13 protein-coding genes and 1 riboswitch are annotated in these 13,312 nt (G+C 71.0%); of the genes, 12 read left to right on the top strand and 1 reads right to left on the bottom strand.

Annotated elements, in window-relative coordinates; genetic code table 11:
- Nucleotides 1–101: 101 nt before the first annotated feature.
- The 5 genes from ACIO1C_RS28390 (at nucleotide 102) to ACIO1C_RS28410 (ending at nucleotide 4,949) form a co-directional block, all read left to right on the top strand.
- Nucleotides 102–479 carry a YraN family protein gene (locus ACIO1C_RS28390; protein ID WP_401868476.1) on the top strand — a complete coding sequence of 126 codons (378 nt, stop codon included), beginning with the start codon at nucleotides 102–104 and terminating at the stop codon, nucleotides 477–479.
- Nucleotides 479–2,146 (top strand): YifB family Mg chelatase-like AAA ATPase, encoded by a 1,668-nt coding sequence (locus tag ACIO1C_RS28395; protein ID WP_401868479.1) that lies wholly within the window; start codon nucleotides 479–481, stop codon nucleotides 2,144–2,146. Before ACIO1C_RS28390 ends, ACIO1C_RS28395 begins: the two co-directional genes overlap by 1 nt.
- Nucleotides 2,143–3,324 carry a DNA-processing protein DprA gene (gene dprA, locus ACIO1C_RS28400; protein WP_401868482.1) on the top strand — a complete coding sequence of 394 codons (1,182 nt, stop codon included), beginning with the start codon at nucleotides 2,143–2,145 and terminating at the stop codon, nucleotides 3,322–3,324. The genes ACIO1C_RS28395 and dprA overlap by 4 nt, the downstream gene beginning before the upstream one ends.
- Nucleotides 3,325–3,478: 154 nt before the next feature.
- Complete coding sequence (gene whiG / locus ACIO1C_RS28405) at nucleotides 3,479–4,315, top strand: RNA polymerase sigma factor WhiG (RefSeq protein WP_401868484.1); 837 nt, start codon at nucleotides 3,479–3,481, stop codon at nucleotides 4,313–4,315.
- A gap of 61 nt (nucleotides 4,316–4,376) precedes the next feature.
- Nucleotides 4,377–4,949 carry a TetR/AcrR family transcriptional regulator gene (locus ACIO1C_RS28410; protein ID WP_401868705.1) on the top strand — a complete coding sequence of 191 codons (573 nt, stop codon included), beginning with the start codon at nucleotides 4,377–4,379 and terminating at the stop codon, nucleotides 4,947–4,949.
- 214 nt (nucleotides 4,950–5,163) lie between these two features.
- Here ACIO1C_RS28410 and ACIO1C_RS28415 read toward each other — a convergent pair whose 3' ends face one another.
- Nucleotides 5,164–5,691 (bottom strand): peptidoglycan DD-metalloendopeptidase family protein, encoded by a 528-nt coding sequence (locus ACIO1C_RS28415; RefSeq protein ID WP_401868487.1) that lies wholly within the window; start codon nucleotides 5,689–5,691, stop codon nucleotides 5,164–5,166.
- Nucleotides 5,692–5,968: 277 nt separating this feature from the next.
- Here ACIO1C_RS28415 and rpsB point away from each other — a divergent pair, with 277 nt between their 5' ends.
- The 7 genes from rpsB to ACIO1C_RS28450 all read left to right on the top strand — a co-directional run bounded on the left by rpsB (nucleotide 5,969) and on the right by ACIO1C_RS28450 (nucleotide 13,272).
- Entirely contained in the window at nucleotides 5,969–6,937 is a 969-nt protein-coding gene (rpsB, locus tag ACIO1C_RS28420; RefSeq protein ID WP_401868490.1) for a 30S ribosomal protein S2, read from the top strand.
- A gap of 105 nt (nucleotides 6,938–7,042) precedes the next feature.
- On the top strand, nucleotides 7,043–7,897 hold the full coding sequence (tsf, locus tag ACIO1C_RS28425) for a translation elongation factor Ts (RefSeq protein ID WP_401868493.1): 855 nt from the start codon (nucleotides 7,043–7,045) through the stop codon (nucleotides 7,895–7,897).
- Nucleotides 7,898–8,052: 155 nt separating this feature from the next.
- Entirely contained in the window at nucleotides 8,053–8,850 is a 798-nt protein-coding gene (gene pyrH / locus ACIO1C_RS28430) for a UMP kinase (protein WP_401868495.1), read from the top strand.
- 157 nt (nucleotides 8,851–9,007) lie between these two features.
- On the top strand, nucleotides 9,008–9,565 hold the full coding sequence (gene frr, locus ACIO1C_RS28435; RefSeq protein ID WP_401868497.1) for a ribosome recycling factor: 558 nt from the start codon (nucleotides 9,008–9,010) through the stop codon (nucleotides 9,563–9,565).
- Nucleotides 9,565–10,635: a phosphatidate cytidylyltransferase gene (locus ACIO1C_RS28440; protein WP_401868500.1), complete on the top strand. Its 1,071-nt coding sequence runs from the start codon at nucleotides 9,565–9,567 to the stop codon at nucleotides 10,633–10,635. The genes frr and ACIO1C_RS28440 overlap by 1 nt, the downstream gene beginning before the upstream one ends.
- 169 nt (nucleotides 10,636–10,804) lie before the next feature.
- Nucleotides 10,805–11,917: a 23S rRNA (adenine(2503)-C(2))-methyltransferase RlmN gene (rlmN, locus tag ACIO1C_RS28445; RefSeq protein WP_401868502.1), complete on the top strand. Its 1,113-nt coding sequence runs from the start codon at nucleotides 10,805–10,807 to the stop codon at nucleotides 11,915–11,917.
- Nucleotides 11,918–11,966: 49 nt separating this feature from the next.
- A riboswitch (TPP riboswitch) is annotated at nucleotides 11,967–12,096 on the top strand.
- A gap of 69 nt (nucleotides 12,097–12,165) precedes the next feature.
- A complete protein-coding gene (locus ACIO1C_RS28450; RefSeq protein ID WP_401868505.1) occupies nucleotides 12,166–13,272 on the top strand; it encodes a thiamine ABC transporter substrate binding subunit in 1,107 nt (368 codons plus the stop codon).
- Nucleotides 13,273–13,312: the final 40 nt, after the last annotated feature.

Below are 13,312 nucleotides of genomic sequence, written 5' to 3' on the forward strand. Positions count from 1 at the left end.
CTCGCACGAGTGAGCGAGTTTTCCACAACGCCCGAGTTGTCCACGAAGATCCACTTGTTTCGGGCGGACGCGGGAGAGTCGGTGCCGGAGGTGGTGCCGAAATGAACGCGACGGGGGCGTTGGGACGCTACGGCGAGGACCTGGCGGTGCGGCGGCTGGCCGCGGCCGGGATGACCGTGCTGGCGAGGAACTGGCGGTGCGGCAGGACGGGCGAGATCGACATCGTGGCCCGGGACGAGGACGCCGGGGGTGGTGAGGTGCTCGTCGTCTGCGAGGTGAAGACCCGCAGGGCGGATTCCTTCGAACATCCCATGGCAGCCGTCACCCCGGTCAAGGCGGAGCGGCTGAGACGGCTGGCTGCCTGCTGGCTGGAGCGGTGCGGCGGTCCGCCGCCGGGCGGGGTGCGCATCGACCTGATCGGCGTGGTCCTGCCCCGGCGGGGCGCGGCCGTGGTCGAGCACGCGCGGGGGGTGGCCTGATGGGGTTCGCGCGTGCGTGCTCGGTGGCGCTGGTGGGCGTCGAGGGTGTGGTGGTGGAGGTGCAGGCGGACCTGGAGCCGGGCGTGGCGGCGTTCACCCTGGTGGGGCTGCCGGACAAGAGCCTCGTCGAGAGCAAGGACCGGGTGCGGGCCGCCGTGGTCAACTCGGGCGGTGAGTGGCCGCAGAAGAAGCTCACGGTCGGGCTGAGCCCGGCCTCGGTGCCCAAGAGCGGTTCGGGATTCGATCTGGCCGTCGCCGTCGCCGTCCTCGGGGCGGCGGAGCGCGTCGACCCCCGGGCCATCGCGGACCTGGTGCTCATCGGCGAGCTGGGGCTCGACGGGCGCGTCCGGCCGGTGCGCGGGGTGTTGCCGGCGGTGCTCGCGGCGGCCGAGGCCGGATACCGGCAGGTGGTTGTCCCGGAGCGGACCGCCGGGGAGGCCTCACTGGTCCCCGGCGTCTCGGTCCTGGGGGTACGGACGCTGCGCCAGCTCATCGCGATCCTGACCGACGAGCCCGTGCCCGACGAACCGGCCGAGACGGGCGAAGGACGCCCCGACCCGCTCCTGGCGGGGCTGATGGTGCCCGGCGCCGGGGTCGGCACGGGACTGGCCGCCGGCCTCGGGGAGCGGGACGGACACCGGCCCGACCTGGCCGACGTCGCGGGCCAGACCGCTGCTCGTACGGCCCTGGAGGTGGCCGCGGCGGGCGGACACCACCTGCTGCTGCACGGGCCGCCCGGGGCGGGGAAGACGATGCTCGCGGAGCGGCTGGCCGGCGTGCTGCCCCCGCTGACCAAACAGGAGTCCCTGGAGGTCACGGCGGTGCATTCGGTGGCGGGCATGCTGCCACCCGGCGAACCGCTCGTCCGTACGGCGCCCTACTGCGCGCCCCACCACTCGGCGACGATGCAGTCCCTGGTGGGCGGAGGCAACGGGATGCCGAGACCGGGCGCGGTGTCGTTGGCTCATCGAGGGATTCTCTTTTTGGACGAGGCTCCGGAATTTTCCGGGCGGGCGCTGGACGCGCTGCGCCAGCCCCTGGAGTCGGGGCATGTGGTGGTGGCGCGCAGCGCGGGGGTGGTACGGCTGCCCGCCCGGTTCCTGATGATTTTGGCGGCCAATCCGTGCCCCTGCGGGCGCCACACGCTCCACGGGGCCGGGTGCGACTGCCCGCCCTCGGCGATCCGGCGCTACCAGGCCCGGCTGTCGGGACCGCTGCTCGACCGGGTGGACCTGCGGGTCGAGGTCCAGCCCGTCCACCGCGCCGACCTGGTGGGACAGGGCGGGCGCGGTGAGTCCACGGCCGTGGTCGCGGCCCGGGTCAGGGAGGCCAGGGCGCGGTCGGCGGCCCGGCTGGAGGGCACACCGTGGCAGGTCAACAGCGAAGTGCCGGGACATGAGCTGCGGACCCGCTGGCCGGTGGCGCCGGGGGCGCTGGACACGGCGGAGCGCGACCTGGAACGCGGCCTGCTGACGGCGCGAGGCCTGGACCGGGTGCTGCGGGTGGCCTGGACCGTCGCGGACCTCGCCGGGCGCCGCTGCCCGGACGCCCGGGACGTGGACCTGGCCCTGGAGCTGCGCACCGGCATCGCCCGCGGCGCGCGGTCCGGAGCGGGCAGGGAGCCGGCGGGCGCCGACGCCGGGATCGCGAGCGGGGGGCTGTCATGACAAACGACGCGGTGAGCGATGGGGTCGGTGCGGGGGAGCGGTTGGCGCGGGCGGCTCTCACTCGGGTGCTGGAGCCGGGGGACGAGCACGGGGGTCGCTGGCTGGCGGAGTTCGGGGCCGCCGGGCTGCTCGCCCGGCTCACCTCCGGGGACGACGGACGCGACGAGCTGAAAGGCGTCGGCGAACAGCGCCTGGAGGGCTACCGGACCCGGGCCGCCGCCGCCGTGCCCGAGCGGGACCTGGCGGCCGTGCACGCGCTGGGCGGGCGCTTCGTCTGCCCCGGCGACCAGGAGTGGCCCAGCCAGCTCGACGACCTGGGCGACGCGCGACCGGTCGGGCTCTGGGTGCGGGGAAGACCGGATCTGCGCATCTGGTCCCTGCGCTCCGTCGCCCTGGTCGGCGCCAGGGCGTGTACTCCGTACGGGGCACATATGGCGGCCGCTCTGGGCACCGGACTCGCCGAGCGCGGCTGGGTCGTCACCTCCGGCGCCGCGTTCGGCGTGGACGGCGCGGCCCACCGGGGCGCGCTGGCGGCGGGCGGGGCGACCGTCGCGGTCCTCGCCTGCGGGGTCGACGTCGCCTACCCCCGGGGTCACGCCGAGTTGATCGGACGCATCGCCGAACAAGGACTGGTCATCGGCGAATTGCCACCCGGCGCCCACCCGACCCGCAGCAGGTTCGTCCTGCGCAACCGCGTCATCGCCGCGCTCACCCGGGGAACCGTCGTCGTGGAGGCGGAGTACCGCAGCGGATCACTCGTCACGGCGCGCGGCGCGCAGCGGCTCGGCCGGTTCACGATGGGGGTGCCCGGGCCCGCCACCAGCGGACTCTCGGCGGGCGTGCACGAACTGCTGCGCGGCGAAGGAGTGCTGGTCACCGACGCCGCCGAAGTCGCCGAGCTGGTCGGGGACATCGGCGACCTCGCACCGGGGCGGCGCGGCCCCGTGGTGCCCAGGGACCTGCTGGACCCGGACAGCGCACGGGTGCTGGAGGCGCTGCCAGCCCAGGGCGCCGCCGACGGACGCGAGATCGCCCGGGGGGCCGGCACCACCGCCGACGAAGCACTCGGCAGGCTCTACGAACTCCACTCGCTGGGCTTCGTCGAACGACACGGCGACGGCTGGCAGTTGGCCCGGCGGCCCACACCGGCGGGCGCGGCGCGGCGAGGCGGTACTTGACCTGGGGCATTCGGGTGAAAAGGTGTGAGCGGCGCCGCTCCCCAATCCGACAGCGGTCGCGCACCGCTACTTCCCAGTCACGCTACGCTCACCTGGATTCCGGCCCAGAAAGATGTCCCCCCGCACGTCACAGCAGAACGGCTCAAGGCAACGCATGCCCCAGCACACCTCCGGGTCTGACCGCGCGGCGGCGCCCCCCGCTGCCCGGGGCGCCGTGCGGCCCCCCGCGCCCACGTCTCTCGACGAGCTGTGGCGGTCGTACAAGACCACGGGCGACGGCCGGCTGCGGGAGCAGTTGATCCTGCACTACTCACCCCTGGTGAAGTACGTCGCGGGCCGGGTGAGCGTGGGACTGCCGTCCAACGTCGAGCAGGCCGACTTCGTCTCCTCCGGCGTCTTCGGCCTGATCGACGCGATCGAGAAGTTCGACATCGAGCGGTCCATCAAGTTCGAGACCTACGCGATCACCCGCATCCGCGGCGCGATGATCGACGAACTCCGCGCCCTGGACTGGATCCCCCGCTCCGTACGGCAGAAGGCGAGGGCCGTCGAACGCGCCTACGCCACGCTGGAGGCACAGCTGCGCCGGACGCCTTCCGAGAGCGAGGTCGCCGCCGAGATGGGGATCGCGGTGGAGGAACTGCACGCCGTTTTCAGCCAGTTGTCGCTGGCGAACGTCGTGGCGCTGGAGGAGCTGCTGCACGTCGGCGGCGAGGGCGGCGACCGGCTCAGCCTGATGGACACCCTGGAGGACACCGCCGCCGACAATCCGGTGGAGGTCGCCGAGGGGCGCGAGCTGCGGCGGCTGCTCGCCCGCGCGATCAACACGCTCCCCGACCGGGAGAAGACGGTGGTCACGCTCTACTACTACGAGGGGCTCACGCTCGCCGAGATCGGCAACGTCCTCGGTGTCACCGAGAGCCGGGTCAGCCAGATCCACACCAAGTCCGTCCTGCAACTGCGGGCGAAGCTGGCCGACGTCGGCCGCTGACGCGAGGCGGGCGCCGCGGGATCCGTAGAGTGGAACCGTGCCCAGGATTCGAGCGGCCTCCGTGGCCGAGCACCGGACGATGCAGCGAGGCGCCCTGCTGGACGCCGCACGCTCCCTCCTGTCGGAAGGCGGTACGGACGCGCTGACCTTCCCCTCCCTCGCCGAACGCACGGGCCTCGCCAGGTCCTCCGTCTACGAGTACTTCCGCTCCCGCGCGGCCGTGGTCGAGGAGCTGTGCACCGTCGACTTCCCGGTCTGGGCGGCGGAGGTCGAGGCGGCGATGGCCGGGGCGGGGTCGCCGGAGGCGAAGGTCGAGGCGTACGTACGGACGCAGCTCGCGCTGGTCGGGGACCGTCGTCACCGCGCGGTCGTCGCGATCTCCGCGAGCGAGCTGGACGCGGGCGCCCGGGAACAGATCCGCGCGGCGCACGGGGGCCTGGTCGCGATGATCGTCGAGGCGCTGTCGGAACTGGGCCACGAGCGGCCCCGGCTCACCGCGATGCTCGTCCAGGGCGTGGTGGACGCGGCGGTCCGCCGCATTGAACTGGGCGAGGCGCTGTTGGAGGTCGCGGAGGTGGCGGTGGGGGTGGCCCTGGGGGGCGTCCGCGGCCCCGCGTCGGGCGCGGCTCACTGATTGTCCTCAATCGCCGGACGGGCTTGATGGTGCCCCTGCGCGGTGCGCGGGTGCGGGTTACTGCGTCCTCAATCGCCGGACGGGCTTGAAAGGCCGGGGTGGGCCGGGTTGTTTTGGCGCGGCCCCCGGCAACGACCCGCAGTCGAAGAACCGGCCCGCAGTGGGCAAAATCAAGCCCGTCCGGCGATTGAGGACAAGCATGACCGCCACGCGGTCACCCGGGGACGGGGACACCGAACGTCGGGAGGAGGCGTGGCGGAGGGCGGGTCAGTTCGGACCGTGGGAGCAGTGACACCGGATTCAGGTAGACGTCACCCCGGCGCAGGCCCCAGTGAACACACCCCCGCGCGCAGTGCGACGCCCCCGCCCGCCTCCCCACCGTCTCGCCCGCCGCCACCTCGTCGCCCTTCGCCACCAAGGGATCCACCGGTTCGTAGGTGATGCGGAGAGGCGGGTCGCCCGTGTCCGCCAGGGTGATCGACACGACTCCCCGGCCCGCCACCCGCCCCGCGTAGAGGACCCGGCCCGCCGCCGCGGCCCGTACCGCCGAACCGGGGGCCGCCGCCAGGTCCACCCCCCGGTGGCCGGGGCCGTACACCGACGCGGGTGGGTCCCAGGCCCGCAGGACGGACGCCGGGGTCACCGGCCAGACCGCGCCGGGCCGCGGCAGGGCGGGCGCCGCCGCCCGGGCGGGCGTGAGCGGGAGGAGCAGGGTCAGCGTCAGCAGAAGCGTGGGGAACATGGGCCCAGACTGGCCCGCACACGGCGACTCCCGCTGATCATGGTCCGGATCTGTGGACGGCGGCCCCGTTGTGGATATCGCCGTCACTCGGCAGTGCGCGGGTCCCGTACACTTCATGTGGCGATCCGGGTCACCGGGTCGACTTCGCACGCCCCGCCAGCGGCCTCTTCGAGCCGCCGGCCGCGCTACTCGGTCCTCCGTGGCACAGCGCGTCGGGGCGTCAGGCGCATCCGTCGTCCGGCGGGTGCGACAACCGAGAGCCTCTAGGAGTACGGCCATGGCCGTCGTCACGATGCGGGAGCTGCTGGAAAGCGGCGTCCACTTCGGTCACCAGACCCGTCGTTGGAACCCGAAGATGAAGCGATTCATCTTCACGGAGCGCAACGGCATCTACATCATCGACCTGCTCCAGTCGCTGTCGTACATCGACCGCGCCTACGAGTTCGTCAAGGAGACCGTCGCCCACGGCGGCTCCGTCATGTTCGTCGGCACCAAGAAGCAGGCGCAGGAAGCGATCGCCGAGCAGGCGACGCGCGTGGGCATGCCCTACGTCAATCAGCGCTGGCTCGGCGGCATGCTGACCAACTTCTCCACCGTCTACAAGCGCCTCCAGCGTCTCAAGGAGCTTGAGCAGATCGACTTCGACGACGTGGCGGCCTCCGGCCTCACGAAGAAGGAGCTGCTCGTCCTCTCCCGCGAGAAGGCCAAGCTGGAGAAGACCCTCGGCGGTATCCGCGAGATGCAGAAGGTGCCCAGCGCCGTCTGGATCGTGGACACCAAGAAGGAGCACATCGCCGTCGGTGAGGCGCGCAAGCTCCACATCCCGGTCGTCGCGATCCTCGACACCAACTGCGACCCCGACGAGGTCGACTACAAGATCCCCGGCAACGACGACGCGATCCGCTCCGTCACGCTGCTCACCCGCGTGATCGCCGACGCCGTCGCCGAGGGCCTCATCGCCCGTTCCGGCGTGGCCACCGGTGACTCGAAGCCGGGCGAGAAGGCCGCCGGCGAGCCCCTCGCCGAGTGGGAGCGCGACCTCCTCGAGGGCGAGAAGAAGGACGACGCGGAGAAGCCCGCCGACGAGGCGGCCGTCGCTGCCGTCGCCGTTGAGGCCGACGCCGACGCCGACGTCCAGACCTCCGCCGAGACGGAGAAGGTCGCCGACGCCGAGCAGGTCGACGAGGCCGCCACCCCGGCCGAGCCCGAGGCTGCTGCCCCGGCTGCGGACAACGAGCAGGCCTGACCTTCACCGGTTCGGTTGCTGACAGCGGGAGCTGGTGCCGTACCCCGGCGCCGGCTCCCCGCCGTCCACCCGTAGATCTTCGACTTCCGAGAGAGATTCACAGACATGGCGAACTACACCGCCGCTGACGTCAAGAAGCTCCGCGAGCTCACCGGCGCCGGCATGATGGACTGCAAGAAGGCCCTGGACGAGGCCGACGGCAACGTGGACAAGGCCGTCGAGCTGCTCCGCGTGAAGGGGCAGAAGGGCGTCGCCAAGCGCGAAGGCCGTTCGGCCGAGAACGGCGCCGTCGTCTCCCTCATCTCCGAGGACAAGACGTCCGGCGTGCTGGTCGAGCTCAAGTGCGAGACGGACTTCGTCGCGAAGAGCGACAAGTTCATCACCGTCGCCAACACGCTCGCCGCCTTCGTCGCCTCGTCCCGCCCGGCTGACCTGAGCGCCCTGCTCGCCTCCGAGATCGAGGCCGGCAAGACCGTTCAGGCGTACGTCGACGAGGCCAACGCCAACCTCGGCGAGAAGATCGTCCTGGACCGCTTCGCGCAGTTCACCGGCGGTTACGTGGCCGCGTACATGCACCGCACCATGCCCGACCTCCCGCCGCAGGTCGGCGTCCTGGTCGAGCTGGACAAGGGCTCCGCGTCGGACGAGGCGGCCGCCACGGCCGCCAAGGACGTCGCGCAGCACATCGCCGCCTTCGCGCCGACCTACCTCACCCGTGAGGACGTCCCCGCCGACGTCGTCGAGAACGAGCGCCGCGTCGCCGAGGCCACCTCCCGCGAGGAGGGCAAGCCCGAGGCCGCCCTGCCGAAGATCGTCCAGGGTCGCGTCAACGGCTTCTTCAAGGACGTCGTCGTCCTGGAGCAGGCGTTCGCGAAGGACAACAAGAAGTCGGTCCAGAAGGTCCTGGACGAGGCCGGTGTCACCCTGAAGCGCTTCTCGCGCATCAAGGTCGGCATCTGAGTCCGTACCGCGTTCGACGCAGGACCCCGCTAGGGTCTTACGGAGTCGTCACACGCGAACGCGACGGACGACCGCAGATCTGACGAGGAGGCCATTGCCGCACGGGACACACCCCCACCGGCAATGGCCTTCGTCGTATGTACGAGGAGATCCCCATGAACAAGGGCGCGGACGCCACCCAGTCTGCCGACGGCAAGGACCACACAGGGGGCAGCGGCGACCCGGCCAAGGGCGCCGGCCGCTTCATGCTCAAGCTGTCCGGTGAGGCGTTCGCCGGCGGGGGCGGGCTCGGCGTCGACCCCGACGTCGTACACGCCATCGCCCGTGAGATCGCGGCCGTCGTGCGGGACGGCGCCCAGATCGCGATCGTCCTCGGCGGCGGAAACTTCTTCCGCGGCGCCGAACTCCAGCAGCGCGGCATGGACCGGGCACGCTCCGACTACATGGGCATGCTCGGTACGGTCATGAACTGCCTGGCCCTCCAGGACTTCCTGGAGAAGGAGGGCATCGACTCCCGCGTCCAGACGGCCATCACCATGGGCCAGGTCGCGGAGCCGTACATCCCGCTGCGCGCCGTACGGCACCTGGAGAAGGGCCGCGTCGTGATCTTCGGTGCGGGCATGGGCATGCCGTACTTCTCCACCGACACCACCGCCGCCCAGCGCGCCCTGGAGATCGACGCCGAGGCGCTGCTGATGGGCAAGAACGGGGTGGACGGGGTCTACGACTCCGACCCCAAGACCAACCCCAGCGCGGTCAAGTTCGACGCGCTGGAGTACAGCGAGGTCATCGCCAAGGACCTCCGGGTCGCCGACATGACCGCGATCACGCTGTGCCAGGACAACAAACTGCCGATCCTCGTCTTCGAATTGCTGACCGAGGGCAATATCGCGCGCGCGGTCAAGGGTGAGAAGATCGGCACGCTCGTGAGCGACCAGGGCACCCGGAGCTGAGTCGCGCGGGAAACCCCGCGGGACACTTGATCCGTACGGCCCCGCACGGGGATGGACAAAGCCCTGACGGTCGGACACCGTGCAGGGCAGGACGCGACGCAGGATCCGCCAGGACCGGTAGCAGGCCCGGCCCGTTCAAGACACGCAGGAGCAAGTGGTGATCGAAGAGACCCTCCTCGAGGCCGAGGAGAAGATGGAGAAGGCCGTCCTGGTCGCCAAAGACGACTTCGCCGCGATCCGCACAGGGCGGGCGCACCCGGCGATGTTCAACAAGATCGTGGCGGACTACTACGGTGCGACGACCCCGATCAACCAGCTGGCGTCGTTCTCCGTACCCGAGCCGCGCATGGCCGTCGTGACGCCGTTCGACAAGACCGCGCTGCGCAACATCGAGCAGGCGATCCGCGACTCCGACCTCGGCGTCAACCCGAGCAACGACGGCAATATCATCCGGGTGGTCTTCCCCGACCTGACCCAGGAGCGCCGCAAGGAGTACATCAAGGTCGCCAGGACCAAGGCCGAGGACTCGAAGGTCTCGATCCGCGCCGTGCGCCGCAAGGCCAAGGAGACGATCGAGAAGCTCGTGAAGGACGGCGAGGTCGGCGAGGACGAGGGCCGCCGCGCCGAGAAGGAGCTCGACGACACCACCGCGAAGTACGTGTCGCAGGTGGACGAGCTGCTCAAGCACAAGGAAGCCGAGCTGCTCGAAGTCTGATGAACGACTCTTCCTGGGGCTCCCCGCCGACCGCCGACCTCTGGGGACAGCCCGACCAGGGGGCCGGCCCGGCGGGTCCCGCCTACGATGAGCCTGCCGCACAGCAGACTCGGCCCATGCCCATCGTGCCCGACGGACCCGCCCACGGCGGGGGCCAGGACAACGACCGGGGGGCGGCTCGGCCGGGCGGCCCCCTGTTCCGTGACCAGATCCCTCAGGAGCCCATGTCCGCGCCCCCGCCACCCCCGCCGAAGAAGCGGGCGGGCCGTGACCTGCGTGCGGCCATAGGGGTCGGCGTCGGGCTCGGTGTGGTGGTCGCGGCCTCGCTCTTCATCGTCAAGGCCGCCTTTGTCGGAGTGGTCGCGGTCGCCGTCGTGGTCGGGCTGTGGGAGCTGACCTCCCGCCTCCACGAGAAGAAGGGCATCAAGGCCCCTCTCGTACCGCTGGCCGTCGGCGGCGCCGCGATGGTCGTCGCCGGGTACGTGCGCGGGGTCGAGGGTGCCTGGGTCGCGATGGCCCTGACCGCGCTCGCCGTCCTGGTGTGGCGGATGACCGAGGAGCCCGAGGGGTATCTGCGGGACGTCACGGCCGGGGTGTTCGCCGCGTTCTACGTCCCGTTCCTGGCCACCTTCGTCGCGCTGATGCTCACCGCGGACGACGGCGCCCGGCGGGTGCTGATGTTCCTGCTGCTGACGGTGGTCAGCGACACCGGCGCGTACGCCGTCGGCTGGCGCTTCGGCACCCACAAGCTCGCGCCGCGCATCAGCCCCGGGAAGACGCGGGAAGGGCTGCTCGGCGCGGTCGTCTTCGCGATGGTCGCGGGCGCGCTCTCCATGCAGTTCATGATCGATGACGGCGTCTGGTGGCAGGGTCTGCTGCTCGGCATCGCGGTCGCCGCCAGCGCCACCCTCGGTGACCTGGGCGAATCCATGATCAAGCGCGATCTCGGCATCAAGGACATGGGGACGCTGCTGCCGGGCCACGGCGGCATCATGGACCGGCTCGACTCCCTGCTGCCCACCGCGCCGGTGGTCTGGCTGCTGTTGGTGATCTTCGTCGGCTCGGGGTGAGCCGCACCGGTACTCTTGAAGGGCTCGCCACTCACCGGTGGCGAGCCCTTTTGGTCCCCGCGCCCGCGCGGGGCTGATCCCGTGAGGTCTCCCGGCACCGGCAACGTGGTGCCGCTCTTCCCCGTGGCACCGGGGATCGGGCCTCGCCGCACCGAGGAGACTTGCGTTCATGGCCCCGCCGACCCCCGGAGAACTCACTTTTGTCGCGCCCCGCGGAGCCAAGAAGCCGCCGCGGCACCTCGCCGACCTCACGCCCGCCGAGCGCCGTGAGGCCGTCGCCGCGATAGGCGAGAAGCCCTTCCGCGCCAAGCAGCTGTCCCAGCACTACTTCGCGCGCTACGTGCACGACCCCGAGCAGTGGACCGACATCCCCGCCGGGGCGCGGCAGAAGCTCGCGGCGGAGCTGCTGCCCGACCTGATGTCCGTCGTACGGCACATCTCCTGCGACGACGACACCACCCGCAAGACCCTGTGGCGCCTCCACGACGGCACGCTGGTCGAGTCCGTGCTCATGCGCTACCCGGACCGGGTCACCATGTGCATCTCGTCCCAGGCGGGCTGCGGGATGAACTGCCCCTTCTGCGCGACCGGCCAGGCCGGCCTCGACCGCAACCTGTCCACCGCCGAGATCGTGCACCAGATCGTCGACGGCATGCGCGCCCTGCGCGACGGCGACGTCCCCGGCGGTCCCGCGCGGCTCTCGAACATCGTCTTCATGGGCATGGGCGAGCCGCTCGCCAACTACAACCGGGTGGTCGGCGCGATCCGCCGGCTCACCGACCCCGAGCCCGACGGCCTCGGCATCTCGCAGCGCGGGATCACCGTCTCGACGGTCGGCCTGGTCCCGGCGATGCTGCGCTTCGCCGACGAGGGCTTCAAGTGCCGCCTCGCCGTCTCGCTGCACGCGCCGGACGACGAACTGCGCGACACCCTCGTACCGGTCAATACCCGCTGGAAGGTGCCGGAGGTGCTGGACGCGGCGTGGGAGTACGCGGCGAAGTCCGGCCGCCGGATCTCCATCGAGTACGCCATGATCCGGGACATCAACGACCAGGCGTGGCGGGGCGACCGGCTGGGCCGGCTGCTCAAGGGCAAGCGGGTGCACGTCAACCTGATCCCCCTCAACCCGACCCCGGGCTCCAAGTGGACGGCGTCGCGCCCCGAGGACGAGAAGGCCTTCGTGGAGGCGATCGCGCGGCACGGCGTGCCGGTGACCGTACGCGACACCCGCGGCCAGGAGATCGACGGAGCGTGCGGGCAGCTGGCCGCTACCGAACGCTGAGGGGCAGCTGTGTAATCTGGTCCTGAACAACAGATTTTCCGTACGGCACATATTCCGACAGGGGAGCGCCACAGCGCTGAGAGTGCGACACGGATCCGGCTCCACGAGCGGACACCGGTCGCAGACCCTCTGAACCTTGCCCAGGTCATTCTGGGTAGGAAGTTCGGACATCACTCAAGCTGTTGCGCCCTGCCCGGACACTCCGGGCAGGGCCGCGTCTTCTCCTGGAGTCCCCAGGAGGAAAACCAGTGAGTACCAAGCACGCCAGAAGAACAGCGGCCCTCGCGCTCGTCGCCGCGCTCGGGGTCTCGACCCTCGCCGCCTGCGGCGGGTCCGACAGTACGGGGTCGTCCGGCGACGGCGGCGGGACGAAGTCCAAGACCGTCACCCTCGTCAGCCACGACTCGTTCAACGCCTCTCCCGCCGTGCTCAAGGCGTTCACCAAGGAGACGGGCTACACCGTCAAGGTCCTCAAGAGCGGGGACGCCGGCGAGGCGCTCAACAAGGAGATCCTCACCAAGGGCTCCCCGCAGGGCGACGTCTTCTTCGGCGTGGACAACACCCTGCTCTCCCGCGCCCTCGACAACGGCCTGTTCACGCCGTACAAGGCGAAGGGACTCGACCGGGTCGCCGCCGACACCCAGCTGGACGCGGCGAAGAACCGGGTCACCCCGATCGACACCGGTGACATCTGCGTCAACTACGACAAGAAGTACTTCGCGGACAAGAAGCTCGCGCCGCCGCAGACGTTCGACGACCTGATCAAACCGCAGTACAAGAACCTGCTCGTCACCGAGAACGTGGCGACCTCCTCGCCGGGCCTCGGCTTCCTGCTCGGTACGGTCGCCCACGCCGGCGACTCCGGCTGGCAGGACTACTGGAAGAAGCTCAAGGCCAACGGCGTCCAGGTCGTGGACAGCTGGGAGCAGGCCTACAACGAGAGCTTCTCCGGATCCGCCGGCGGCAAGAAGGCCAACGGCGACCGCCCGCTCGTCGTCTCGTACGCCTCCAGCCCGCCCGCCGAGGTGCTGTACTCCGAGCCGCAGCCCAAGGTCGCGCCCACCGGCGTCGCCACCGGCACCTGCTTCCGCCAGATCGAGTTCGCGGGCCTGCTCGGCGGGGCGAAGAACGAGGCCGGCGGCAAGGCGCTGCTGGACTTCCTGATCAGCGGCCGGTTCCAGGCGGACATGCCGCTGAACATGTTCGTGAACCCCGTGGTCAAGGCCGTCCCCCTGCCCCCGCTGTTCACCGAGTTCGGCGCGACCGTCGACCAGCCGGAGACGGTGGCGCCCGACAAGATCGCCGCCAACCGGGAGCAGTGGATCCAGACGTGGACCTCACTCGTAGTGAAGTAGCCCGCGAGCCGGACCGCCGGGCCGTACGGGCACATGCCGT

This window comes from Streptomyces sp. NPDC087420 (genome assembly GCF_044744165.1).
In the GTDB taxonomy this organism is placed as follows: Bacteria; Actinomycetota; Actinomycetes; order Streptomycetales; family Streptomycetaceae; genus Streptomyces.

Coding starts and splice junctions, on each gene's coding strand:
- pyrH (WP_401868495.1), top strand. CDS start 8,053: ATGAACAAGGGCGCGGACGCCACCCAGTCTGCCGACGGCAAGGACCAC.
- rpsB (WP_401868490.1), top strand. CDS start 5,969: ATGGCCGTCGTCACGATGCGGGAGCTGCTGGAAAGCGGCGTCCACTTC.
- ACIO1C_RS28415 (WP_401868487.1), bottom strand. CDS start 5,691: ATGTTCCCCACGCTTCTGCTGACGCTGACCCTGCTCCTCCCGCTCACG.
- ACIO1C_RS28390 (WP_401868476.1), top strand. CDS start 102: ATGAACGCGACGGGGGCGTTGGGACGCTACGGCGAGGACCTGGCGGTG.
- dprA (WP_401868482.1), top strand. CDS start 2,143: ATGACAAACGACGCGGTGAGCGATGGGGTCGGTGCGGGGGAGCGGTTG.
- rlmN (WP_401868502.1), top strand. CDS start 10,805: ATGGCCCCGCCGACCCCCGGAGAACTCACTTTTGTCGCGCCCCGCGGA.
- ACIO1C_RS28440 (WP_401868500.1), top strand. CDS start 9,565: ATGAACGACTCTTCCTGGGGCTCCCCGCCGACCGCCGACCTCTGGGGA.
- whiG (WP_401868484.1), top strand. CDS start 3,479: ATGCCCCAGCACACCTCCGGGTCTGACCGCGCGGCGGCGCCCCCCGCT.
- ACIO1C_RS28395 (WP_401868479.1), top strand. CDS start 479: ATGGGGTTCGCGCGTGCGTGCTCGGTGGCGCTGGTGGGCGTCGAGGGT.
- tsf (WP_401868493.1), top strand. CDS start 7,043: ATGGCGAACTACACCGCCGCTGACGTCAAGAAGCTCCGCGAGCTCACC.